At 68.5% G+C, this 24,187-nt stretch carries 24 protein-coding genes and 2 pseudogenes; 8 read left to right on the forward strand and 18 right to left on the reverse strand.

All coding sequences use genetic code 11. From position 1 onward, the window contains the following. Positions 1-37: 37 nt before the first annotated feature. From AP428_RS32950 to AP428_RS32965, 4 genes are all read right to left on the reverse strand, one after another. Positions 38-1,069: an ABC transporter substrate-binding protein gene (locus AP428_RS32950; protein ID WP_011545454.1), complete on the reverse strand. Its 1,032-nt coding sequence runs from the start codon at positions 1,067-1,069 to the stop codon at positions 38-40. A gap of 48 nt (positions 1,070-1,117) precedes the next feature. Next, the gene (locus AP428_RS32955) at positions 1,118-2,044 is read right to left on the reverse strand and encodes a TauD/TfdA family dioxygenase (RefSeq protein ID WP_011545455.1); all 927 of its coding nucleotides are present in this window, start codon (positions 2,042-2,044) and stop codon (positions 1,118-1,120) included. Between the two features lie 209 nt (positions 2,045-2,253). Next, complete coding sequence (locus tag AP428_RS32960) at positions 2,254-3,261, reverse strand: SDR family oxidoreductase (RefSeq protein ID WP_011545456.1); 1,008 nt, start codon at positions 3,259-3,261, stop codon at positions 2,254-2,256. A 72-nt stretch (positions 3,262-3,333) separates the two neighbouring features. Continuing rightward, positions 3,334-3,615 (reverse strand): hypothetical protein, encoded by a 282-nt coding sequence (locus AP428_RS32965; RefSeq protein ID WP_011545457.1) that lies wholly within the window; start codon positions 3,613-3,615, stop codon positions 3,334-3,336. A gap of 285 nt (positions 3,616-3,900) precedes the next feature. Here AP428_RS32965 and AP428_RS37325 point away from each other — a divergent pair, with 285 nt between their 5' ends. Continuing rightward, positions 3,901-4,047 (forward strand): hypothetical protein, encoded by a 147-nt coding sequence (locus AP428_RS37325; RefSeq protein ID WP_023476607.1) that lies wholly within the window; start codon positions 3,901-3,903, stop codon positions 4,045-4,047. A gap of 82 nt (positions 4,048-4,129) precedes the next feature. On the opposite strand, the gene AP428_RS36455 is transcribed toward AP428_RS37325, so the two are convergent. The 4 genes and pseudogenes from AP428_RS36455 to AP428_RS32980 form a co-directional block, all read right to left on the reverse strand. Next, the gene (locus AP428_RS36455; RefSeq protein ID WP_041489200.1) at positions 4,130-4,294 is read right to left on the reverse strand and encodes an alpha helical protein; all 165 of its coding nucleotides are present in this window, start codon (positions 4,292-4,294) and stop codon (positions 4,130-4,132) included. 36 nt (positions 4,295-4,330) lie between these two features. After that, a complete protein-coding gene (locus AP428_RS32970; protein ID WP_011545458.1) occupies positions 4,331-4,624 on the reverse strand; it encodes a DUF2934 domain-containing protein in 294 nt (97 codons plus the stop codon). Positions 4,625-4,629: 5 nt separating this feature from the next. Beyond that, positions 4,630-5,055, reverse strand: coding sequence for a CBS domain-containing protein (locus AP428_RS32975; protein WP_011545459.1), 426 nt, complete (start codon positions 5,053-5,055; stop codon positions 4,630-4,632). Between the two features lie 71 nt (positions 5,056-5,126). Continuing rightward, positions 5,127-5,837 (reverse strand): annotated as a pseudogene (locus AP428_RS32980) (MgtC/SapB family protein). Between the two features lie 509 nt (positions 5,838-6,346). Here AP428_RS32980 and AP428_RS32985 point away from each other — a divergent pair. Further along, on the forward strand, positions 6,347-6,631 hold the full coding sequence (locus AP428_RS32985) for a helix-turn-helix transcriptional regulator (protein WP_011545460.1): 285 nt from the start codon (positions 6,347-6,349) through the stop codon (positions 6,629-6,631). Continuing rightward, entirely contained in the window at positions 6,621-7,925 is a 1,305-nt protein-coding gene (locus AP428_RS32990) for a HipA domain-containing protein (protein ID WP_011545461.1), read from the forward strand. Before AP428_RS32985 ends, AP428_RS32990 begins: the two co-directional genes overlap by 11 nt. A gap of 69 nt (positions 7,926-7,994) precedes the next feature. On the opposite strand, the gene AP428_RS32995 is transcribed toward AP428_RS32990, so the two are convergent. Further along, complete coding sequence (locus tag AP428_RS32995; protein ID WP_011545462.1) at positions 7,995-8,960, reverse strand: SDR family NAD(P)-dependent oxidoreductase; 966 nt, start codon at positions 8,958-8,960, stop codon at positions 7,995-7,997. 139 nt (positions 8,961-9,099) lie between these two features. Between AP428_RS32995 and AP428_RS33000 the strand changes: the two genes are divergently transcribed. Next, a complete protein-coding gene (locus AP428_RS33000; protein ID WP_054928671.1) occupies positions 9,100-10,020 on the forward strand; it encodes an AraC family transcriptional regulator in 921 nt (306 codons plus the stop codon). Between the two features lie 143 nt (positions 10,021-10,163). On the opposite strand, the gene AP428_RS33005 is transcribed toward AP428_RS33000, so the two are convergent. From AP428_RS33005 to AP428_RS33045, 9 genes are all read right to left on the reverse strand, one after another. Continuing rightward, positions 10,164-10,694, reverse strand: a complete 531-nt coding sequence (locus AP428_RS33005) for an OsmC family protein (protein WP_011545464.1) — start codon at positions 10,692-10,694, stop codon at positions 10,164-10,166. Positions 10,695-10,754: 60 nt separating this feature from the next. Further along, positions 10,755-11,825 (reverse strand): substrate-binding domain-containing protein, encoded by a 1,071-nt coding sequence (locus AP428_RS33010; protein ID WP_011545465.1) that lies wholly within the window; start codon positions 11,823-11,825, stop codon positions 10,755-10,757. 166 nt (positions 11,826-11,991) lie between these two features. Beyond that, positions 11,992-13,053 (reverse strand): ABC transporter permease, encoded by a 1,062-nt coding sequence (locus tag AP428_RS33015; RefSeq protein WP_011545466.1) that lies wholly within the window; start codon positions 13,051-13,053, stop codon positions 11,992-11,994. Next, positions 13,050-14,612, reverse strand: a complete 1,563-nt coding sequence (locus tag AP428_RS33020) for a sugar ABC transporter ATP-binding protein (RefSeq protein WP_011545467.1) — start codon at positions 14,610-14,612, stop codon at positions 13,050-13,052. Before AP428_RS33020 ends, AP428_RS33015 begins: the two co-directional genes overlap by 4 nt. A 102-nt stretch (positions 14,613-14,714) precedes the next feature. Beyond that, positions 14,715-16,097, reverse strand: coding sequence for an LLM class flavin-dependent oxidoreductase (locus AP428_RS33025; protein WP_011545468.1), 1,383 nt, complete (start codon positions 16,095-16,097; stop codon positions 14,715-14,717). A 26-nt stretch (positions 16,098-16,123) separates the two neighbouring features. Beyond that, on the reverse strand, positions 16,124-16,891 hold the full coding sequence (locus AP428_RS33030) for an ABC transporter permease (RefSeq protein ID WP_011545469.1): 768 nt from the start codon (positions 16,889-16,891) through the stop codon (positions 16,124-16,126). Continuing rightward, positions 16,888-17,622 (reverse strand): ABC transporter permease, encoded by a 735-nt coding sequence (locus AP428_RS33035; protein WP_011545470.1) that lies wholly within the window; start codon positions 17,620-17,622, stop codon positions 16,888-16,890. Before AP428_RS33035 ends, AP428_RS33030 begins: the two co-directional genes overlap by 4 nt. 4 nt (positions 17,623-17,626) lie before the next feature. Beyond that, a complete protein-coding gene (locus AP428_RS33040) occupies positions 17,627-18,430 on the reverse strand; it encodes a transporter substrate-binding domain-containing protein (protein WP_050768797.1) in 804 nt (267 codons plus the stop codon). Positions 18,431-18,607: 177 nt separating this feature from the next. Continuing rightward, positions 18,608-19,915, reverse strand: coding sequence for an NtaA/DmoA family FMN-dependent monooxygenase (locus AP428_RS33045; protein WP_011545472.1), 1,308 nt, complete (start codon positions 19,913-19,915; stop codon positions 18,608-18,610). A 332-nt stretch (positions 19,916-20,247) separates the two neighbouring features. Here AP428_RS33045 and AP428_RS33050 point away from each other — a divergent pair, with 332 nt between their 5' ends. The 4 genes and pseudogenes from AP428_RS33050 to AP428_RS33065 all read left to right on the forward strand — a co-directional run. Beyond that, positions 20,248-21,417 (forward strand): MsnO8 family LLM class oxidoreductase, encoded by a 1,170-nt coding sequence (locus AP428_RS33050; protein WP_011545473.1) that lies wholly within the window; start codon positions 20,248-20,250, stop codon positions 21,415-21,417. Continuing rightward, positions 21,414-21,989 (forward strand): GNAT family N-acetyltransferase, encoded by a 576-nt coding sequence (locus tag AP428_RS33055; RefSeq protein WP_011545474.1) that lies wholly within the window; start codon positions 21,414-21,416, stop codon positions 21,987-21,989. The genes AP428_RS33050 and AP428_RS33055 overlap by 4 nt, the downstream gene beginning before the upstream one ends. Before the next feature lie 77 nt (positions 21,990-22,066). Beyond that, positions 22,067-23,707, forward strand: coding sequence for an ABC transporter substrate-binding protein (locus tag AP428_RS33060; RefSeq protein WP_011545475.1), 1,641 nt, complete (start codon positions 22,067-22,069; stop codon positions 23,705-23,707). 61 nt (positions 23,708-23,768) lie between these two features. After that, positions 23,769-24,187 (forward strand): annotated as a pseudogene (locus AP428_RS33065) (ABC transporter permease); the annotation flags it as partial.

Consider the following 24,187-nt stretch of genomic DNA (forward strand, 5'->3'; position numbering starts at 1 on the left):
CGATCACGGCGTCACGGCGTCACGGCATCGGCGCCGCTCAACTGCCGCCGGCCGTCGCCGGATCGTCGAAGAAGTAGTCGCGCCACGACTTCGGTTCGTTGCGGATCGCGCCGGTGCGATGCATGAACTGCGCGAGCGGCAGCGTGTTCTGCGGCGCGGTCTTGAACTGCACCTGCGGATTGCGCAGGATCTTCAGCAGCAGCGCGCGATCGATCTTCGACCCGTTCACGCGAATATAGGTATCGGCCGCGCGTTCCGGATCGGCCGCGATCTGCCGGGCGGCGTCGGCCAGCGCGGCGACGAACGCCCGGTAGGTCTTCGGGTTGTCGTCGCGGAACTTCTCAGTCGCGTACAGCACCGTCGCGGAGCTCGGGCCGCCGAGCACGTCATACGAATTCAGCACGATGTGCGCGTTCGGATTGCCGGCGAGTTCCTGCTCCTGGAACGGCGGATTGCCGAAGTGGCCGGTGATCACGTTGCTGTTCGCGAGAATCGCGGCCGTCGCGTCCGGATGCGGAATCGCCTGCGTGAGCGGGTCGAGCTTGTCGAACTGCTTGTCGCCCCACTGCTTCGCCGCCGCGTACTGCAGCACGCGCGACTGCACCGACACGCCGACCGCCGGCACCGCGATGCGGTCCTTCGCGCTCAGGTCGGCGATCGTCTTCACGTTCGGGTTGCTGCTCACGAGGTAGTACGGAAAATTGCCGAGCGACGCGACGCCCTTCACGTTCTGCCGGCCGCGCGTGCGGTCCCACACGGTCAACAGCGGCCCGACGCCCGCGCCCGCGATGTCCACCGCGCCGGACAGCAGCGCGTCGTTCACGGCCGCTCCGCCCGACAGCCGCACCCAGTCGACCTTGATGTCGAGGCCGGCCTTGCGCCCTTCCTTCTCGATCAGTTGCTGGTCGCGCGCGACGTTCAGCATCAGGTAGACGACGCCGAACTGCTCGGCGATGCGGATGCGGCCTTCCGCGTGCGCGGCTTGCGGGATGACCGCGCCGGCGAAGGCGAGTGCGGCGGTGAGCGTGGCCGCCAGCGCACGACGCGCCGGCAAGAACGAAAACGACATCGGAACTCCGGTCAGGAAAAAGCGGAAATGAATGACGCGGCGCGCGGCTCAGAAAGGCGCGTCGCCTTCGATCGTCGTGCGGTACAGCTTGCGGCGCAGATGGTCGGGCGTGCCGGCGGCAAGATGCATCAGCGAACGGTTGTCCCAGAACACCAGATCGTGGTCGCGCCATGCGTGCCGGTACAGGTGCTCGGCGCGCACGCTGTGCGCGAACAGTTCGTCGAGCAGCGCGCGGCTTTCGTCGTCGGGCAGCCCGACGATGCGCGTCGTGAAATGCTCGCTGACGAACAGCGCCTTGCGGCCGGTTTCCGGATGGGTGCGCACGATCGGATGCACGACCGCCGCGACCTGCGCGATCTGCTCGGGCGACAGGTTCGGCCGCCACGGGCTGCGCGCTTGCAATTCCGCGTAGCGCGCGAGATACGTATGCTCGGCGCGCAGCCCCTCGACCGCGCGGCGCAGGTGGGCCGGCAGCGTGTCCCACGCGAGATGCATGTTCGCGAACAGCGTGTCGCCGCCTTCCGCCGGCAACTCCTGCGCGTGCAGCAGCGAGCCGAGGCTCGGTTTTTCCTTGTACGACAGGTCGGAATGCCAGAAATGGCCGGCGTCGCCGAGCCCGACCGGTTTGCCGTTCTCGACGATGTTCGACACGGTCAGCACTTCCGGGTGGCCGGCCAGCGCGAACTGGTGCAGCACGTGAATCTGCAGCGGGCCGAAGCGGCGGCTGAACGCGATGTGCTCGTCCGGCGTGATGCGCTGGTCGCGAAACACCAGCACGTGGTGATCGAGATGCGCGCGATGGATGCGCGCGAAATCGTCGGCGCCAAGCGGTTGCGACAGGTTCAGGCCGATCACCTCGGCGCCGAGCGGCGCGTCGAACGGCACGATGTCGAAATGCTGCGCCGCGCCGTCCGGCCGCAAGGCGGGATGCCCGGCGGAAAGCGTTGCGGCGTCGCGGATGGCGGTAGTCGTCACGGCACGGCCCCTGATTCGGTCAAAACGCGAATCTACGAGGCCGTGCCGGCGTGCGTCAACGAAGCGATTCGGATACGTTTATCTGCTGCGGTGATAAAGATCGCTGCTCGCGCATACGGCGCCGATTTGGGGGCGGAATCGCCCAAGCGGTGTCGATGAACGGTGGCGCCGGCCGCATACAGCCGCGTCGGCCTGCACCGCGCAGCCGACTAAGGCTGCCCCGCCCCACCCGACGCGCCATAGATCTGCCCGGTCACGTAGCTCGAACGCGACGAAAGCAGCTCGACGTAGATCGACGCGATCTCGGCCGGTTGCCCCGGCCGCCCCATCGGCACCTGTTCGCCGAACGTCTCCACGTTGTGCGTCGTCTGCCCGCCGCTGACCTGCAACGGCGTCCAGAACGGCCCCGGCGCGACGCCGTTGACGCGGATGCCGCGCTTGATCATCTGCTTCGCGAGCCCCTTCGTGAAATTCGCGATCGCCGCTTTCGTCATCGCGTAGTCCAGCAGGTTCGCCGACGGGTCGTACGCATTGACCGACGTCGTGTTGACGATCGCCGAACCGGGCGGCATGTGTGGAATGGCGGCCCGCGTGATCCAGAACATCGCGTAAAGGTTGGTGCGCAGCGTCCAGTCGAACTGCTCGGTGCTGATGTCGAGGATCGATTCGTGGCTCTGCTGGCGGCCCGCGTTGTTCACCAGAATGTCGAGCCCGCCGAGCGCGGCGACCGCCCGTTCGACGAGGCCGTTGCACGCGCCTTCACTGCGAATGTCGACCGGCAGCGGCACCGCCTTGCGTCCCGCGCCGCGGATCTGGTCCACGACTTCGCGCGCATCGGGCTCCTCGTCGGGCAGATAGACGATCGCGACGTCCGCGCCTTCTCGTGCACAGGCAATCGCCACCGCGCGGCCGATGCCCGAGTCGCCGCCGGTGATCAGCGCCTTGCGGCCGTCGAGCCGGCCGCTGCCGCGATAACTGCGCTCGCCGTGATCGGGGCGCGGCGTCATGCGGCCCGCGAGGCCCGGCCAGGGCTGCTGCTGTTGCGGAAACGGCGCATGCGGATAAAGCGTGCGCGGATCGCGCGGCGCCGTATCGCCGGCGTCGGGCGCGCCGCCGCCCGTCTGCGCGAGCGTCGGCAGGGCGACGCTGGCGACCAGTCCGGCCGTCGTGCCTTGCACCCATTTGCGGCGCGATTCGGAAACTTCGTCGGATGACATGATGGACTCCGGTGCGTGGATGGCGGAACGGAACGACGCGTGACGATTCGGCCGGCGCCCCGCTCCGGTGCGCTACAGCGGCCGCGGCCGGTTGCCCGAATCGTCGGGCGCATCGTGCTCGTCCGGCCACGGCTTGCCGGCCGGATCGTGGACCTCGGTCTGGCGCGAGTCGTCCGGCACCACCTTGCGCGCCTGATCGTCGGGAATCGAATCGAGCTCGCCGCCGCCGGGCGCATGGCCAGGGCGCGCAGTCGATTCGCCGCCACGGGTCGGGTTACGCCGCTCCGGCGTGTCGGCCGTCTCGCGCGCCGCGTCGGGCGACGCGGGGTCCTGTCGTTGACTGTCCTGGGTCATGAATTTCTCCCTGTCCGGATGCTGATCGCGTTGCGCCGCACCGCGCCTCAATGGGCAGTGCCGCGGCCCGCAACGCTTCCAGCAAACGACATGCCGTCATCGGGCTGCCCCGCCTCACCGCGAGCGAATGAATCTGCTAAAGAAATTACAAGCGGCGCGTCATACGGCGCAGCCTGCGCAACGCGAGTGGCAGCGCCGATACGAAACGCAATCCGGCACGCGCAATGCTCGAAAGCGACATGCCGGCTGCGCGCCGGTGCCCTGTCGACACCGAGGAGGACGATCATGAGCGCGACGCACACGACAAACGCGACACCAAACGACGACGAGATGACCGACACGCCGGATATTCCGCCGCCCGAGCCCGACGACGGGCGCCACGACGACCTGCCCGACTTGCCGGACCCGACCGAAGTGGGCGAGGACGGTTAGCCGATCGCGTCGCCGCAGTGCGCGCTGCGGCCCGATCGCGCACGTCGCGCCCCGTACGATGCGACGTGCGCCGGCCGCGCCCCTACTGCTTGTTGCCCGGCTCGCGCGTACGCTCGCCGTACGTGCCGTTACCGCAATGCGGACACTTCGGGATCGGGTGTCCCGCCTGCACGTGCGTCGACCGATGGCATTTCTCGCATCGAAAGTCACCGGTCTTTTCCGCCTTTTCTCCCGCGTACGCCGTCATCTTCGTCCTCCTTGCCGGCTCGCCGCGCACCGCGTTTCACCGCGTGCGCCGCCTTTCGTGCGCGACCTCGTCGGTCGGTATGGCATCGGTGTCCTGCAGCGGCTCGCCCGGAATGCGGCGCTTCGCGGACTGATCGGCCGGCACTTCTTCTGTCTGCCCGGCGCGCTCGTCCACTGCGATGCTGCCCTCGGCATCGAGCTGCTGCTCGGCCCGTTGCCAGTATTCGTCGGCCCTGCCGTCCGGCGCGCCGTCCGCCTGCCACAGCCGGTATGCACGCTCGCGGATCTGCGTTTCCCTGTCTTCGTTCATGTCGTTCTCCGTGTCTGCCATGGCGATCACCGGTCCGGGCGCGACGGCGCCGACACGGCGCCGAGCGTCGACGACATCGCGCCGTCCGCGGCGGTCGCCAGATCACCCAGCGCGACGATGCCGACCAGCCGCTTCTGCCGGTCGACCACCGGCACGCGGCGGATCTGCGCGTTCTCCATCTTCTTTTGTACCGCCGAAATGTCGTCGTCCTCGTAACACCAGTTCGCGGGCCCGCTGACGACGCCCTCCACCGCCTCGTCCGGCGGCACGCCCATCGACACCGCGCGCACGACGATGTCCCGGTCCGTCAGCATGCCGATCAGGCGCGTGCCGTCGCATACGGGCAGCGCACCGACGTTCAGGTCGCTCATCAACCGGGCCGCCTCGCGCAGGCTCTGCGTCGGGCCGATGGTCGCGGCGTCGCGTGTCATCACTTCCGATACACATGTCATGTTTCGCTCCTTGATCAACCGCCCACGGCGGCTTGCTGCACGAGCATCGCGCGTTCCGGCTGTCGGGCCGGTCAGTTCTCGGTCGAGCAACGGACCGACGTCAGGCCGGCCGATTCGACGATCCGCATCAGTTGCTTCAGCATCACGTCGGCGCCGGCCGCTTCGCGCCACTGCCGAACAGTTCTTCCTCGCGCACCGCCCGGGCGGCCGTTTCGCAAAAGCTTTTCGTCCGGCAGGTGAAACCCGCATCGCGCAGCTTCGCGGCCAGTTGTTCGCGCGCAGCCGAGCCCAGCGGATATTCGACCGTGACCAGCGCGGTCCTGACACCCGCCAAGCGCCGCTCGACGAACCGCAGCGGCCAGACGACCAGCAGCGCGAGCGCCAGCCCGAGCGCGCCGAGCGACAACTGGCCGCCGCCGATGCACAGCCCGATGACCGTCACGCACCATAGCGTCGCGGCCGTGGTGACGCCCGACACGAGACCGTCGCGATGCAGGATCGCGCCGCCGCCGATGAAGCCCATCCCGGTCAGGATGCCGAGCGGCAGCCGCATCAGGTCGAGCACCGAGAACGCGCCCTCCGGTTTGCCCGCCTGCAGCAGCAGCGCGTTGACCTGCAGCATCGACAGGCATGCGGCGAGACAGACGAGGATCGTCGTGCGCAGGGCCGGCCGTCTTGCCGGATTCGCTGCGGTCGACGCCGATCAGCCCGCCCGCGACGAGCGCCAGCACGATTCTGGCGAGAACGTCGTGCCATTGCAGTACGACCGGCATCGGTTCCATACGCGCCTCCCGTGCAAATCGTCATGTGTCATGTGTCGAGGCGCGAACGCCGCCGACGACGCTTGCGGTCGCAAGGATCGGGCCTGTTTTCCGGGTGCGACGGCGCGTGTAGCGTGTCGGAGGAAATTGTAGAAAGGGGCGTTCTGCGGACAGCGTGCCCGCGGTGGCGAAAGGTTCGGGCCGAATCTGTTCGCGGAACGATCGAGAATCGTCTCTCGGCGCGCGGAACGGCCGCGGACTGACTGCCGAGGCGGACATCCAGCGGGCGCCGTCGTCGGCGTAGCCGGTGGGCGCGTGCAAAGGTGCCACGGTCTCCACCCTCTCCGCATCCGATCGGATACGAACATCGTCACGGCACTCCTTTCTCGGCGACCCGTTCCCGATCGGGAACGAAATAAAGATGCAGCTTGCGAGATCCGCCGTTCGTTCCCATACGAATACGAAATGCTGCCGAATCCGATGAGGTATGCAATACTGTTCCCGATCAGATACGAAGCACGGAGAACGTTATGTCGGAGTCCCAATCCGTCGACACGATCGGCGCGCTCGCCCACTTCATTCGCGCGGCGCGGATCCAGCAGGGATTCACGCGGGACGAGCTCGCGAACGCGACCGGGCTGTCGCCGAAATTCATCAGCCAGGTGGAAGCCGGCAAGCCGACCGCGCAAATCGGCAAGGTCATGCTGCTGCTGGGCGAACTGGGCGTGCGGCTGTATGCCGAGTCGTCGATCGAGATCTCCGAAGCCACCGCGCTGAAGGCCGCGCAACGCCGCAGGAGCAGCCATGGCGGCTAGAACGCTGATCGCATCCGCGAACGGCGTGCGCATGGGCACGCTGACAGACGACAAGGGGATCTGGTCGTTCGCGTACGACCCGCAATGGCTCGCGTCACCCGTCGCATATCCGCTGTCGCCGGCGTTTCCGCTGCGCGCGGGCGTGTTCACCGACACATCGACCGATCGCCCGGTCCAGTGGTTCTTCGACAACCTGCTGCCCGAGGAGGGCATGCGCACGTCGCTCGCGCGCGAGGCGAAGGTCGATGCGGCCGACGCGTGGGGCCTGCTCGCATACTTCGGCCGCGAATCGGCCGGCGCGCTGACGCTGCTGGCCGATGGCGAGCAGGAAACGCCCGGCGGCCTGCAGCCGCTGCCGCTCGACGAACTCGAGCGCCGGATCCAGGCGATGCCCGAGCGCGCGCTGACCGCCACCGCGCCCAAGCGCATGTCGGCGGCCGGCGCGCAGCAGAAGCTGCTGCTGGTGTTGCGCGGCGATGCGCCCGACTACGCGCTGCTCGAGCCGGTCGGCAGCGAACCGTCGATGCACCTGCTCAAACCCGACATGCGCGCGGCCGGCTATCCGCATTCGGCGATCAACGAGTTCTTCTGCATGCAGCTCGCGAAGAAGATGGGGCTCGACGTGCCGGACGTGCATTTCCTGCGCGCGCCGTCCGCCTGCTACGTGATCGACCGGTTCGACCGCGACGTCGCGTCCGAACCGGCCGCGCGCGTGCATACGATCGACGCGATGCAACTGCTCAACTACGACCGCGGCTTCAAGTACCAGCGCGCCAATGCGCAGGAGCTCGCCCGCGCGATCGAGCGCACCAGCACGCGCGCACTGACACGCCTGTCGGTGTTCCGCTGGACCGTGTTCAACGTGGTGGTCGGCAATGCCGACGCGCACCTGAAGAACCTGTCGTTCTTCGTCGACGCGCGCGGCTACCGGCTCGCGCCGTTCTACGACATCGTCAGCACGGTCGTGTATCACACGCCGACGCACCGGCCCGACCATCGCGGCGATCACTGGCCGCACTGCGAGCTGACGATGCCGCTCGGGAATGCGACGCGGTTCGTCGATATCGACGCGAATGCACTGGTCGCGTTCGGTCAGGCGCTCGGGCTCAGGGACAAGGCGGCCGCCAGCGAACTGCAGCGCTTTCTCGAGCCGCTCGATCGTCACGTCGAGCAGACGCTCGATGAAGTGCGAAACATCGCGCATCCGGACGCCGGGGAAATGCGGTTGCTGAATTCGATCGTCGCAATGCCGATCGCGGAGATGGGGCGCGCGCTGCGGCAAGCGCGCGGATAGCTTGCCGCGCGCGAGTATCGAACCGCCGCCGATACCCGCGCGGCGCCCGGCCTGGCAAATGCCTGGGCGTCAGCCCCGCGCCGCAAAGGCATCGACGCCCGTCGCTGCCGCGGACCACGCCCACAGCCGCGCCGCCTCCTCCGGATCGATCGCGTGCGGGCGCACGCCCGATTCCTCGTTGCCGCGGGTCACCGCCGCAACATCGCAATCCTCGCAATAGACACCGCCGAGATCGGCCAGGCGCGGCGACGTCGCCGCCCATACCTGCGTTGCCGCTCCCTGCGCGGGCGTCTTGAACGTCGGATCGATCGGCACGCCGTGTTCGTCGACCCAGCCCTGCGCCATCATTTCCTCGCGCGTCAAATGACGCTGCAGCGGCGTCGCGATCTTGCCCGGATGCAGCGAATACGCGCGGACGCCGAACGGCGCGCCGAGCATGTCGAGCTGCACCGCGAACAACGCATTGGCGGTTTTCGACTGCCCGTACGCGAGCCATTTGTCGTAACCGCGCGCGAAATCGATATCGTCCCAGCGAATCGGCGACAGCCGGTGCCCGAGCGACGACACCGCCACCACGCGGGCGCCGTCGCCATGCGCGAGCACGGGCCACAGCCGGTTGACGAGCGCGTAGTGACCGAGGTGATTGACGGCCAACTGCGCTTCCCGACCGTCGCCCAAGCGAGTCTCCGGGCACGCCATGATGCCCGCGCTGTTGATGACGATATGCACGTGGCGTCCCGCATCGACGAACCGCGCGGCGAATGCGGCCACGCTCGCGGCGTCCGCGAGTTCGAGCGGCGCGACCTCCACGCCCGCGATGCCGCGCGTCGCTTCGCGCGCGGCCGCGGCGCTCCGTGCGCCGACGACGACGTGCGCACCGGCCTGCGCCAGTGCCCGCGTGGTTTCGAGGCCGAGACCCGAATGGCCGCCCGTGACGATGGCGGTCTTGCCGTGCAGATCGAGGCCGGCCAGGACGTCGCTCGCCGTCGAGGCGGCGTCGAATCCGGAATGAAGGGGATGCTGCCTGCTCGTCATCGAAGGCTCCAGGAACGGTACGCGAAGCACGCGGCCGCCCGTCGGCCGCGTCACTGCACGAGCACATTCTCCGGCCGCGCATCCGGACTGTGAATGCAATAGAATCCGGTTTTTCGTCGAGGTCGTCCGGAGAATGCGCGTGGACCCGCTTTCGGAAGTGCTGTCGCTGCTGGAAACGCGCGACTCGTTTTTCACCGGCCTGCGCGCCGGCGGCCCGTGGGCGGTCGACCTTCCCCCGCCCGACGGAATCAAGTTCAACGCGGTAGTCGAAGGGAGTTGCTGGCTGACCGTCGACGGTGCGGGGCCGCCCGTCCGGCTGCGCACGGGAGACTGCTTCCTGCTCGCCGCGCCGCGGGCATTTTCGCTGGCGAGCGATCCGTCGGTCGCGCCGGTGCCGGCCGCCGACGTGTACCGGCATCTCGAGCGCGGTATCGCGCACTACGGCGAGCCAGCCGACTGCTTTCTGATCGGCGGCCGCTTCGCGTACGAGGAACGCATGCCGCTGCTGCTCGGCAGCCTGCCGCCCGTGGTGATCGTGAGCGGCGATTCCGAACCGGCGGCGGTGCTGCGCTGGTCGCTGCAGCAGCTCGCACGGGAATTCGGCGCGTCGTCGCCGGGCGGGTCGCTGATGGTTCGACATCTCGGACACATGATGCTGGTGCAGATCCTGCGGCGCTACGTGGACGCCGGCGCGAACGGCGATGTCGGGTGGCTGGCGGGGTTCGCGGATGCGCGGGTCAGCGCGGCGCTGGCCGCGATTCACGCGGCGCCCGAGCGGCGCTGGACCGTCGATGCACTGGCGGCCTGCTGCCACGTGTCGCGTTCGACGTTCGCGCTGCATTTCAAGCGGCGACTGGGGTTCGGGCCGCTCGAATACGTGCTGCGGTGGCGGATACAGCTGGCGATGCGCGAACTGCGCCGCTCGAACGCGTCGATCTCGGCGATCGCGCAGCGGCTCGGCTACGACTCGGATAGTGCGTTCGGCCATGCGTTCAAACGCATCGTGGGCTGCTCGCCGCGCGCCTATCGTCATGACGTGACGAAGGAACCCGGCAACTAGCGTCGTGACCGCCCTCCTCGGGCGCGCGATGGTGCGAATCCGTCAACGCCACGCATTCGCTTCACGACCATTAGGATAAGTATTCTTATCACAATACCTCGATTGCACTTCCAAACTTGGCCGTGCAACAACGCGTCAGCGCATCACGCGCTGGTATGCCGCAATTCCCCGTCGATGTGCTGCGGCAGCCTCAGCAGGTTGAAGATCGGGCACACCTCCTCCACCGCCTGATGCAATGCACGGATCGCCTCCGGCGGCTCCGGCGACACGATGTCCAGCGTATAGCGGAGGTTGTGCGGGAATACCGGCACATGCTCGAATCCCGGCTGCTGCGCGAGCGGATGCTGATCGCCGGTGACTTCGACTTCGATCGCGTCGATCTTCAGCCCCCGCTCCGCGGCCTGGATCAACGTGATGTGCGTGAGGCAACTGCCGAGCACGCCGAGTTGCAGTTCCGGCGATGCGGGCCCGAGGTTGTAGCCCGCGAAATCGGGCGGGCTGTCGCTGATCACCTGGAAATCGCGAATCCGGATCTCGCGCACGCCGCTGCGACCGAGCGCGCGCACGGTCGCCTTCAGCGGCGTCGCCTTGAAATCGGGATCGTTGCGGGCGGCCTGCTGCTTCGCATGCCACGCATCGCGCTTTTGCGCGAGATAGTCGTTCAGGGTCGTCATGGTCGAGTCATGGGTAGGCGGCACGCAGGCGACCGATCGGTTCGCTGCGTGCCAGCGCGATCAGTCGAGCGCCGGAATCCACGCGGCCGTCGCCGCGTCGCTCGCGCGAAACGCCGGAAACTTCGCGCCGAGTTCGGCCACGGTATGAATGTCGTTCTTCACGAGGTCGTCGCGCGTGATCAGCGTCGGCTTGACCGCGATGCGCGCGCCCGGGTTTTGCCCGGCGACCAGCAACGCCGCGGCCCGCACCGACACCGCGCCGACGACCGCCGGATTGGTCGCGGCCGTCGCGACCCACGCGCTGTTCGGCGCGCGGATGGCCGCGATGTCGGCCGTCGACACGTCCGCGCTGTAAATGCGAATTTTCGACGAGAGCCTGGCCTCGTCGGCCGCGAGCTTCGCGCCGCGCGCGAACTCGTCGTACGGCGCGAACACGACGCGAATGTCCGGATTCGCACGGTACGCAGCGGCCGCCTGGTTCGCGACCGACTGCGCGATCGGATTGTCGACGGTGCCCCAGCGCGCCTTTTCCTGCACCTTCGGGTGCGCGCGCTTGAAATCGCGCCACGCGGCGTCGCGCCGGTCGAGCGGCGCGAATCCGGCCACGTACACGTACCCGGCCGAGAACGCGTCGCCGTTGTCCTTCACGGCCTGATCGAGCAGCAGGTTCGCGAGGTCGCGATCGTTCTGCTCGATCTGCGGCACCTTCGGATTGGCGAGATCGACGTCGAACGCGACGACCTTGATGCCTTTGTCGAGCGCACGCTGAACGACGTCCTTCAGCGATTCCGGCAAGCCGTGATTGACGATGATCGCTGACACGCCGATGCTGATCGCCTGCTGAATCTGCTCGCGTTGCTCGGCCGCGTCCTGCCGGCCTTCGTAGATACGCAGATCGACGCCGAGCGCGCGTGCCTGCTTCTGCGCGCCGGCTTCGTAGGCCTGGAAGAAATCGCCGGTCGACAGGTAGTTGACGAGCGCGATCTTCACGCCGCCCTTGTCGAACGGCGCGGGTGCCCCCTTGAGCGGGCCGGCGTGTGCCGCGGGCATACCGAGCGCGAGTGCGGCGCCCAATACGAGTGCACCGAGTTTCGGTTCGAGGCGCGACTTTCGGCGAAGCAACGAGCGCATGGCGGGTCTGTCTCCGTACAGGACGATATCGGCTCAATCTATCAGCACGGCACGCGAACTCAAACCGACCGATTCGGCAATCGATATTACTTTGGATAACAAACAGTCAGGCCTTCGGGTTATTCGAACCAGTCCGTGCCTGTACCAAGGCTTGCGACCTCACCCGTCACGCCCGGGCATCCGCCCGACGACCGATGCCGAACGTAAACGCGAGGGCCAACACGAGCAGCACGCCCTTGATGAAGTCCTGCATATAGTAGGGAGCGTTCAGCATCGTCAGCCCGTTGAGCAGCACGCCGACGAACACCGCGCCGACGACCGTGCCGAACACGTTGGGCCGCTTCGCGCCCCACACCGCGTAACCGATCAGCGCGGCGGCCACCGCGTCGAGCAGCAGCGAATGGCCCGCGCTGACGTCGCCGCGGCCGACCCGCGCGGCGATCAGCACGCCGCCCAGCGACGCGATCGCGCCCGACACGACATACGCGGCGATACGGTAGCGCGCGGCCGGCGCACCGGCCAATCGCGCAGCCGTTTCGTTGCCGCCGATCGCATAGATCACGCGGCCCCAGCGCGTCGCTTCCATCGTGACGCAGGCCAGCACCGTCACCGCCGCGAGCAGCAGCACCGGCAACGGTACGACGTCGAACACGCGCAGCCGGCCGAGCGCGAGGAACGCGTCGGGGAACACGCCCGTCGCGTCCGTGCCGTCGGGCAGCACGGAGCCGGTCGCGAGCGAGCGGCCACCGGTCGGGATCAACTGCAGGCCGGCCAGCAGGAACAGCGTGCCGAGCGTCGCGAGCTGGTCGGGCACCCGCAGCCGCGTGATCAGCAAGCCGTTGAACAAGCCGGCGGCCACGCCGAGCACGACACAGGCGAACACGGCCGCCCACGCGCTTCCGTGCCAGACGACCAGCACGTAGCTCGCGGCCATCTGCGCGGTCGCGGCCACGCTGCCGACCGACAGGTCGAAGCCGCCGGCCGCGAGCGTGACCGTCACGCCGATGCCGAGCAACGCGACGATCGACACCGCCTGGAGGATGCTGAACAGATTGTCGAGGTTCAGGAACGCAGGCTCCCTGAGCGCGAACACGACCACGAGAACGGCCAGCACGAGCAGGATGCCCGTCCGCTCGAGCGCATCGCGGATGCGTGCCGGCCCGCGGCGCGACGACCGTTCGACGGATGCGGCTTGACGCACAGCGGAAGAAGAAGTCACGGGTTTCATGAGCAGGCACCCACGATGGAGGAAGTCGGAGACAGGCCATCGAGCGTCGCGCGATCGAACCGCACGATACGATCGGCGATCTCGGCAGCTTCCTCGAGATCGCTGACGAATACGATCGTCGTGCGCTCATGCGCATGACGCCGCAGCGTATCGACGATATCGGCGCGCGCGCCCGCATCGATGCCCTGGAACGGTTCGTCGAGCAGCAACAGCCGCGCCGGCTCGGCGTGCCAGCGCGCGAGCACGACCTTCTGCTGGTTGCCGCCGGACAGGTGCGCGACGCGATCGTCCGGCCCCTCGCAGCGAATCCCGAACCGCGCGATCGCCGCGGCGGCCGCCGTGCGTTCGCGCGTTCGGCGCACCGCACCGCTCACGAACCAGCGCGCCAGAAATGGAAAGCCGATGGTGCCGGCGATCGACGCGAACGGGACGCTGTCGGGAAACAGCGACGTGCGCCAGCGATCCTCGCCGGCCAGGAATACGCCGGCGCGAATCGCATCGGCGGGCGTTCGTGGCCGCCATGGCCGTCCGTCGAGCGTCATCTCGCCGCCGGCCGCCCGCACCGCGCCGAAGATCGTCCGCGCGAAGCGCGACTTGCCGCCGCCGACCGGGCCCGCGATCGCGACGATCTCGCCGCGCCGGACATCGAGGTCGAACGGCGTGCTGGTCGGCGTCAGCCGGATCTGCCGCACGCTGAAGCCTGATCCGGGCCCGGATTCGGCCGGTGCGACCCGCTCCGGCGCCACGGCACGCGTACGCGGCAACGGCCGGCCGATCATCGTTTCCACCGCGGCGTCGAAATCGATCGGCGCGGCCAGATCCGCGACGATCCGGCCATCGCGGACGATCGCCGCGCGATCCGCGATACGACGCAAGTCGCCGAGCCGATGCGACACCAGCAGGATGGCGACGCCATCGCGGCGCAACGCGTCCACCAGCTCGAACAGCCGCTCGGCCTCCGCCGCCGACAGGCTGGCGGTCGGCTCGTCGAGGATCAGCAACGACGGCTGGCCGGCCAGCGCACGGGCCAGAGTCACGCGCTGCTGGTCGGCCAGCGACAGCGATGCGAGCGGCGCCGCCAGATCGGCGTCGAGCCCGACCCGTGCGGCAAGCGAACGCGCCGCGGCACGCCGCGCGGCCGGCGGCGCGCGCCACGGCGACGCCGGGTCGCACAGCCGGTCGAGCAGCAGGTTGTCGGCGATCGACAGCGTCGGCACGACGGCGTCAGCCACCGACTGGTGCACGGTCGCGACGCCGAGCCGCTTGGCCGCGTGCGGCGACGCCGGCCGATATGGTTCGCCGCGCAGCGTCAGCGTGCCGCCGTCCGCTTGCAGCGCGCCGCTCAGGATCTTGACGAAAGTCGACTTGCCCGCGCCGTTCGCGCCCATCAGCGCGACGACTTCGCCGGCGCCGATCGACAGGTCGAGCGCCGCCAGCGCGACGGTCGCGTCGAAGCGTTTCGCGATGCCCGTGACGCTCAGGACGGGCGGCGATGCCGATCGATGGGGTCGAGCTTCGCGCCGCGTCGCCTCCATGGTTTCGTTCGTCGCGCTATTCATGCCGGACGATCCCGGTCGGCACGATGCAGTTGCGGCAGGAACAGTACGTCATCGATCATGTCACGCCACTCCGATGAAAGTCGTTCGGCATTGATCGGCTGGTCAGACCGCTTCCGGCACGGGAAACCGGAACGATGCGCCATAGGCCGTGTCCGGCAGGCGGTCGCCGCCGCCCAGCCGTGAACGGAAGGTGCCGCCCGCCGGCGACGTCCGGTACAGGCCGCGCTTCTTCAGCTCAGGCACGATCAGTTCGGCGAAATCGTCGAGCGTGCCCGGGCTGATCAGCGGATTGAGCATGTAGCCGCTCGTCGTCGACTGCCGCGCATGCTCGGCGAGCTGATCCGCGACTTCGTCCGGCGCGCCGACGAGGATCAGGTCGGTGCCGCGCGTGACGCTCGCGAACTTGCGCCGCACGTCGCCGGCGGTGAGCGGCTTGCCGCTGCCGTCCGGCCGCACCACGTAGGACGTCAGCCCTTCCGTCTGCGTCGTCAGCGGTTCGTCGTCCGCATAGCGGTCGATGTCGATGCCGGTGTCGCCCGCATAGCTGACGAGTTGCGCGTGCTGGTGATAGTGCTGCTGCAGCGAGTGATACTTCTCCTTCGCGTCGCTCGACGAGCGCGCCGTGACGATCCGCAGCACCGTCAGCGACTTCACGTCGTCCGCCGCGCGGCCGCGTTCGGCCGCGAGCCGCCGAATCTCGTCGAGGCCCGTGCGAATCTCGTGCGGATTCGATTTCGCGACGAACACCACCTCCGCGTGCTTCGCCGCGAACGCGCGCCCACGCCCCGACCAGCCGGCCTGGATCAGCACGGGCGAGCGCTGCGGCGACGGCGCGCACACGTGCGGCCCCTGCACGCGATAGTGCGCGCCTTCGTGCGCGATCGGCCGCACGCGCTCGCCTCGCGCATAGCGCGGCGCGTGCTTGTCGGCGACGACCGCGTCGTCCGCCCAGCTTCCCTCCCACAGCTTGTACACGACGTCGAGAAATTCCTCGGCGCGTGCGTAGCGTTCGTCATGGCCGATCATCTGGTCGAGCCCGAAGTTGCGCGCCGCGCTCGTCAGGTAGGACGTCACGATGTTCCAGCCGATCCGGCCGTTGCTCAGGTGATCGAGCGTGCTGAAGCGACGCGCAAGCGCGAACGGGTGCTCGTAGGTCGTGCTCGCCGTCACGCCGAACGCGAGCCGTTCGGTCTGCGCAACGAGCGCCGGGATCAGCATCATCGGGTCGTTCGCGGGCGCCTCGACCGCCCACTGCACCGCCGCGTCGGCCGATCCGCCATAGACGTCGTACAGGCCGAGCACGTCCGCGAAGAACAGCATGTCGAGCTCGGCCTGCTCGGCCGTGCGCGCGAGGTTCGACCAGAACGCAAGGGTATTCGCGCGCAGCCGTTCGTCGGCCGGATGGGTCCACAGGCTCGGCGCGCCGCCGCAGCCGACGCTGGCTTGTTCATACAGGGAAAACAGCAAGGGGCGAGGATCGGACATCGTCGAAATCGGTACCAAGGCAGGAATCAGTTGGGTGCCGCCCACGCGCCCGACGACGCGCGGCGGCGCCGGGCAGGCACGCGTTCGTCGGGCTGGCGCGTCAGGTAGCGATTGATGCGCTGCTCGAGACGGGCGGCGGGAATGGTCAGCAGCGCGACCAGCACGACATAGACGATCGCCGCACCGGCCAGCGGTTCGTACACGCGCAACGTCTCGAAGCGCAGCGTATTGGCCGTGCCCATCACGTCGAATACGGTCACGGTCGACGCGAGGACGGTCGATTTCAGCAGCAGGATGGCCTCGCCGGTGAGCGCGGGCAGCGCAAGCCGCCACGCACGCGGGCCGACGATGCGGCGCAGCACCTGCGTGCGCGTCATCCCGTAGGCGTGGCCGGCCTCGATCTCGCCGGCCGGCACGCCGGCGATCGCGCCGCGCAGGATCGTCGCGACGTACGCGCTCTCGTTCACGCTCAGCGCGACGATCGCGTACCAGAACGCGTCGCGCAGCAGCGGCGACGCCCAGCTGTCGCGCATCCATTCGCGCGGCACGATCTGCCCGAATCCGTAGTACAGCAGATAAAGCTGAACGAGCAGCGGCGTGCCGCGGATCAGCATCAGCCAGCCGCGCGCGGACCAGCGCAGCGGCGTATGGCGCGCACCGGCGGCGAGCGCGAGCGGCACGCCCAGCAGCACGCTGGCCGCACCCGATAGGAGCGTCAGCGCGAGCGTGGTCGGCACCGCGGCGAGCAGCTTCGGCATCACCGTGTCGAGCAGGAACGGCAGCGAGAAGATCATGTCGTCGCGCGCCTCGTGCCGCGATTCGCATGCCGCTCCAGCGCCGCGAAAATGCCGGTCGACGTGATGCTCAGCAGCAGGAACAGCGCGGCCGTGACCAGATAGAAGAATACGTAGTGCCGCGTCGCACCGGCCGCGAGCTGGCTCGCCTTCAGCAGATCCGTGAACGATCCGAGCACGCTGATGAACGACGCGTCCTTGGTCGCGTTCAGCCACACGTTGCCGACGCCCGGCAGCGCGAGCCGCGCCGCGGCCGGGAGCCGGATGCGCGTGAACGTCTGCCAGGGCGTCATCCCGTACGCGTGCGCGGCTTCGATCTGGCCGACCGGCACGTTGGCGAGCGCCGCGCGGAAGATGTCGGTGAGATACGCGCCCTGGATGAAACCGAGCGATAGCGCGGCGACGACGAACGGGTCGAACGCGAAGTCGCCGGAAACGATGCCGCTGCCGTGCAGCGCGTTCTCGATGGCCGGTGCGACCGCGTAGAACGCGAGCAGCAGGCACAACAACTCCGGCAGCGCGCGCACGAGCATCGTGTAGAGCCGCGCCAGCCACACGAACGCCGCGTATCGCGACAGCTTGCCGAGCGCGCCGGCGATGCCGAGCAGCACGCCGGTGCAGAACGACGCGGCCGCGACGCCGAACGTCAGCGCGAACGCACCCGCGAACACGCGGCCATAACCGCCGTCGCCGAAGGCGAGCAACGCGAGCAGCGAATCGTCCGCGGCCATGCGCTCAACGACCCTTCTCGATCGTGCCCTTCAGGTTCGGATAGCGGGCGGTGATCGCATCCCACGTGCCGTCCTGCTGCAATTGCGCGATCGCGGTCGACAGCTTGCCGCGCAGCGCATCGCCGTGGCGCACGCCCGCGCCGATGCCGAGGCCCAGCACCGGATTGTCCGCGCACGTGGCCTTGACCTCGAAGTCCTTGCCGTCGCGCGACGCGAGGAACGCCGTGAACAGCCCCTTGCCTTCCTGCACGTAGTCGACGCGGCCGGACACCAGATCCGCGAGCGCATTGTCGAACTTGTCGAACGCCTTGATCTGCGCGTCCTGCTTGAAGCGGGCATCGAGGAACGCCGAGAAGTTCGTGCCGGCCTCGACGCCGATCACGCTGCCCTTGAAGGTCGTGGGCACCGCGCAGTCGACGCGGCGCCGGTCGCTTTTCGCGCCGACGAACACCGTCGGCGATTCGTAATACGCACGGCTGAAATCGATGGCTTTCTGCCGCTCGCCGGTGATCGTCATCGACGACCAGATCACGTCGATCTTGCGGTTCTGCAACGCCGGAATCAGGCCGTCCCACGCAATGTCGGTGAGTTCGCACCGTACGTTCAGCTTGCCGCATGCGGCATCGAGCACGTCGATTTCCCAGCCCTTCCACTTGCCGCCGGCATCTTTCGAAAAGAACGGCGGGTACGACTCGGCGTCGATGCCGACGCGCAACGTCGGCTGGGCCGCATGGGAAACCGGCGCGAGGCCGAGCACGAACAGCGCGGCCGCGACGCGGCGGACCCTGGAACGCATCAAACGATTCATGTGGCGCATTTCTGAAATAACGTCGGAACGACCGGCGTGGCAGCCGGCAGGAGGCGTGACTGTAATGCGCGCCGAAGCGTGTACCAAATGGTTATTTTTGCGATGGATATCTGATCGCGCGATATGCGCCGCACCGCGCACCGGCCAACGTCCTCGCCCGGTACGCGGGTCATCCGCTCACGCCGCCACGGCCTCGCGCCGCAACGCCGGCAGTTCCAGATTCGCGCGGAAATCGCCGCCCACATAGTCGGTATCGAGCAAATCGCGCCGCCGCAATTCGGGCAGCAAGCCGTTGAGCAGCAGGTCCTCCTGGTCCGGCTGGCCGAGCCCGTGCAGCGACAGCACGTCGACGAGCCCCGCGCGATAACGCGTCTCGATCGCGTCGGCGAGCTGCTCCGGCGTGCCGGCGACGAACCAGTGGCCGGTCTCCTGCGCGCGGATGATCAGCTCGCGCAGCGTCAGCCGCTGGCGCGCGTAGCCGACGAAGATCGCCACGCGTCCGCGCCGGCGGTGCACGCTGTCGATCGCCGGCAGCAGCGATGACGGCAACGGCTGGTCGAGCGGCAGGCCGCTCAGGTCGACGCCGCCGCCCAGCATGTCGGCGAGCTTCAGCCTGCCTTGTTCGTAATCGATGCGTTCATGCTTGTCGCGCAAGCGCCGCGCGACGTCGGCATCGGATTCGCCGATCACCGAATGAAACGAGTTCATCACGAGCGGCGGCCGGTCGCCGCGACCGAATGCGGCCGCCTGCCGGTGCAGCTCGGCGACGAACAGGCGCGCATCGTCGAGCGTCGGCTGCGACGTGTAGACGACTTCCGCATAGCGCGCGCCGAGCGCCACGCCGCTTGCCGACTGCCCCGCCTGGAACAGCACCGGCCGCCGTTGCGGCGACGGCGGCACGTTCAGCGGCCCCTGCACCTGGAAATGCGCGCCGCGATAGTCGATCGCGCCGAGCTTCAACGGATCGACCGAGATGCCGCCGCCCGGCCCGCGCCGCGTCGCGCGCGGATCGTTCGCGTCGAACAGCGCGTTGACGACTTCGACGAATTCGGCCGCGCGCGCATAACGCTGCTCCGGGTCGGGCAACGCGGCATCGCCGAAATTCTCCTCGCCGACCGACGACGTGACCGCATTCCACGCGGCGCGGCCGCCGCTCACGTGATCGAGCGTGCCGATCAGCCGTGCGAGGTTGTATGGATGGTGATACGTGGTCGACACCGTCGCGACGAGCCCGATGGCCGATGTCGCCTGGCTCAGCGCCGCCAGCGCGACGATCGGCTCCTGGCTGCCGGTGGTCCCGGCGAGGCCCGCCGCATCGGCCTGCAACAGGTCGGCGGTAAAGAGGCCGGTGATCTTCTCGGCTTCCGCCTTGCGCGCGAGCGACGCCGCGCGCCGCACGCCCTGTGCGACATCCGCATCGCCGGGCGCGTAGAGCACGCTCGCCGCGCCGACGAGCGTCTTCAGCCGTCTGCGTGCGCCACTCATGACGCGGCTCCGGTCGCCGTGAGGGCCTTACGTCGTTCGCGTTGCTGGTTCATTCGCATTCCTCTTGATTCCGTTCGATCGGAGAATCGGAGCGTGCCCGCGAACAGCGCGACGGCGAGCGTACGCGCGCCGGATCGTCGGGCAGGCTCCACGCACGCGCCGCGAGGCGCGCAGCCAACGACCATAGCGCAAGCCCCCCGGGCGGCCGGAACGAATATTTTCGGCTTTCGATATTCTTCTTGATTGTTTGACCGTGCGAACGTCGACGCAAAATAATTCGGCATGCAAAATCCGTTGATCAGGCCGTTTCGACCCGCGCCGATCGCATCATCATGACGTTCGACGCCCTCCGTTCCCACTTCGATTTGTCCGCTTTGTCCGCGCTGCCGTTCCGCTTGAGCGTGCTCGACAAGAGCCCCGTCGCACCCGGAGAAACCGCCGCCGACGCACTGGCGCGCAGCGTATCGCTCGCACGCTTCGCCGATGCGGCCGGCTATCACCGCTACTGGCTCGCCGAACATCACAACACCGCCGCGCTCGCATGCCCGTCGCCGGAAATCGTGATCGCCCACGTGCTCGCGCATACGCGGCGCATTCGGGTCGGATCGGGCGGCGTGATGCTGCAGCACTACAGTCCGTACAAGATCGCGGAAAATTTCAACCTGCTCGCGTCGCTCGCACCCGGCCGCGTCGACCTCGGCATCGGTAAGGCGCCGGGCGGCCTGCCGCTGTCGACCCGTGCGCTGCAGGCCGGCTACGATCCGGCGCGGCGCGCGTCTTTCGCCGACCTGGCCGACGAGCTGAATCGCCATCTCAAGGGTGACGATGCGACAGCCGATGCAGCCGGCCAGGATGGCGGCGCCACGCTGCATGCGACGCCACGCCCGCCGGTGCCCGCGCAACCGTTCCTGCTCGGCGCGAGCGCGGAAAGCGCCACGCTCGCCGCGCGGCTCGGCTGGGCGTTCGTCTACGCGTCGCACCTGAATGCCTCCGCGACGGATCTGGAACGCACGTTCGACACCTATCGCGAAGCGTCGGGTGGCCGCACGCCGCTGCTGGCCGTCTCCGCGATCGTCGCCGACACCCGCGACGCGGCGGCGCAGCTCGCGAGCGGACATCAGGGTTTTCGCGTGCAGGTAGGCGACACGCCCGCCGTCAACGTCGGCAGCCTCGAACAGGCGCATGCATACATCCGCCAGGCCGGCGGCGGCCCGCACCGGATCGAACCGCGCGAAACACGGATCGTGCACGGCACGCGCGACGACGTGCTGCGCGAGCTCGACGCATTGCATCGTCGTCACGGGATTGCCGAATTCGTCGTCGACACGCCGGTCGCCGATGCCGCGCCGCGGATTGCGTCGCTGCGGTTGCTCGCCGGCGTACCTGCCGACGACGATCACGACACCGCGGCGGCGCGCGGCACGCTCGGCGGGTCGAACGCGCGAGCCCCGCACGCGCGCACGACCACGCATCAACCGGACTTCGAAGGCACCGCGCCATGACCGATACGATCCGCATCGCCGGCGCGGACGATGTGCCGGCCGTCTACGCGTTGCTGCAGGACGCCTACGCGCCGCTCGCCGCGCAGGGCGTGCACTTCACGATCACGCGCTCGCCGATCGAACGCGTCGCGCAGACCGTTGCGCGCGAAACGACGTTCGTGCTCGAACACGCGACACCCGACGGCCGTACCGCCCTCGCGGCCACGTTAACCGTGCGGTTTCCGTGGGTGCCCGGCGAACGCCATCGCACGCCCTATCCGTTCCTGCACTGGTTCGCGGTCGCCCCCGCGTTCAAGCGACAAGGATTCGGGCACGCACTGATCGCGCACGTCGAGACGCAGTTTCTGGCATCGCAGGTCAAGGCCCCCGCGACGTATCTCGCGACCGCGACCAATCATCCGTGGTTGCAGTCGTATTACGAGCGCAGCGGCTACCAGCCGTTCGACCGCTCGACGAACGCGCTCGGCACGCCGCTCGTCTGGTTGAGAAAAATCCTGATCCCGGATCTCTACCCGGGCGCAGCCGCGGACGACACCGCCCGGGACCACGAACGCATCCACGCAAACGCGTGACGTGACGTACCGCGCCGGCCCACATAAACGACGCGAACCACATCCACCGCTATTCACCTCGTAAAAGGCTTTCTCGCATGACATTCGCATTTCCGGATTCCGCGCTGCGCGCGTCGCGCCGCACCGTCTCGGTTGCGCTGCTGCTCGCGCTCGCGCTGCCGCATGCGGCGTTCGCCCAGGGCGCGCCCGTCGCGGGCGGCACGCTGACCTGGGGCGTCGAAACCGAGCCCCGTACGCTGAACCCGCAACTGAACGGCCAGGACAAGGTCGAGCTGCTGCTGCGCAACGCGTACGAAAGCCTGCTCGCGCAGAAGCCCGACGGCAGCTACGTGCCGTGGCTCGCGACCGGCTACAAGGTCTCCGCCGACGGCAAGACCTATACGTTCACGCTGCGCGACGGCGTGAAATTCACCGACGGCGCGCCGTTCGACGCGAAGGCCGTCGCCCGCAATTTCCTGAATGCGCGCGAATTGTCGTATGCGGCCGGCAGCCAGCTCGCGCGGCTGATCTCGCACGTCGCCGACGTCAAGACGCCGGACGAGCACACGGTCGTCATCACGCTCGACGCGCCGTATGCGCCGTTCCTGACGTTCGCCGGCCGGCTGCCGCTGCTGTCGCCGAACGCATTCGACCGCCCCGGCCTGAAATCGGGCGGCCCCGACATCGCGGGCACCGGCCCGTTCATCCTGCGCCGCTACGTGAAGGGCCAGGAAATCGAGTTCGCGAAGAATCCCGACTATCGCTGGGCGCCGCCGACCGCCGGCCACCAGGGCCCCGCGTATCTCGACCGGGTCGTCTACCGGTTCCTGCCCGAATCGTCGGTCCGTACCGGCGCGCTGCTGTCCGGCCAGGTCGACGTGATCGAGGGCGTGTCGGGCAACGACGCCGCGCTGATCCGCAAGAACGCCGATTTCACCTACCGCCGCGCGCTCAACACCGGCACGCCGTACTCGCTGTTCCTGAACGTCGGCTACGGCCCGACGCAGGACGTGAAGGTGCGCCGCGCGCTGCTCGAAGGGCTCGACACGACCGGCATCGTGCAATCGATCTACCGCGGCGAGCGCACGCGCGCATGGGGCATCACGTCGCCGATCGATCCGTTCTACGACGCGTCGATCGAAAAGACCTACGGCAACAACCCGAAGCTCGCGAACCAGCTGCTCGACGAAGCCGGCTGGAGCGCGCGCGACAGCGGCGGCTTCCGCACGAAGAACGGTGAGCGGCTGACGATCGCGGTCGTCCAGGCGCAGGCGACCGTGCGCGACCAGCGCGACGTGCTGCTGCAGGCGCTGCAGGCGCAAGCGCGGCAACGACTCGGCGTGGACCTGAAGATCCAGTACGTCGACGACGGCACGTACGTCGAGGCACGCAAGAGCGGCAAGTTCGGCTCGATCGCGAACTCGAACACGCCGCCGGACGGCATCGACATCGAAGGCCACTACCTGCCCGTCGATCGCGGCGGCGCGCTGAACTACAGCCGTGCGGCGGCGCCCGAGCTGACGCGCTGGCTGCAGGCGGCCGCGCGCACGCAGAACGTCGCCGAGCGCAGGAAGCTGTACGGCGAGCTGCAGCACTTCGCGATCAACGAGCAGGCGTACGCGCTGCCGCTGTACGAGCCGGAAGACCAGATCGCCGCCGCGAAGGCGGTCCAGGGCTTGCGCTTCCGCTCGTTCGCGCAGATGCCCGAGAACCCGTACGACGTGTGGGTGAAGAAGTAAGCCGACGCTTGCCGGCCTGCCTCGCATCGCCCATCGCGCCGCCCCGACAGGAGAATCGACCATGAACCGTCCGTCGTCCGCTTTCGTCTCCGTCCCGGACGCGCGGCCTGCCGCTGCGCCGCCGGCCGCATGGCGCCGCTGGCTGCGTTCGCCGATCGCGACGCGGCTCGCCACCGGCGCGCTCGTGCTGTGGGCCGCGGTCACGCTGTCGTTCGCCGCCGTGCATCTCGCGCCGGGCGACATCGTCAGCATCCTGATCGGCGAGCAGTTGAGCACGCCGGAGATCGAAGCCGCGATCCGCCAGGAATGGGGGCTCGACGAACCGCTCGCGCTGCAATACGTGCATTACCTGTGGCGCGTGCTGCACGGCGAGTTCGGCCGCTCGTACATCCTGAACACCGACGTCGCGCCGCTCGTGCTCGGCCAGCTGTGGCCGACGCTGAAACTGACGGGCGCGGCGCTGGTCGTGACGATCGTGTT

The sequence above is a fragment of the Burkholderia sp. E168m22 genome, assembly GCF_001319805.1.
Lineage (GTDB): Bacteria > Pseudomonadota > Gammaproteobacteria > Burkholderiales > Burkholderiaceae > Burkholderia > Burkholderia orbicola.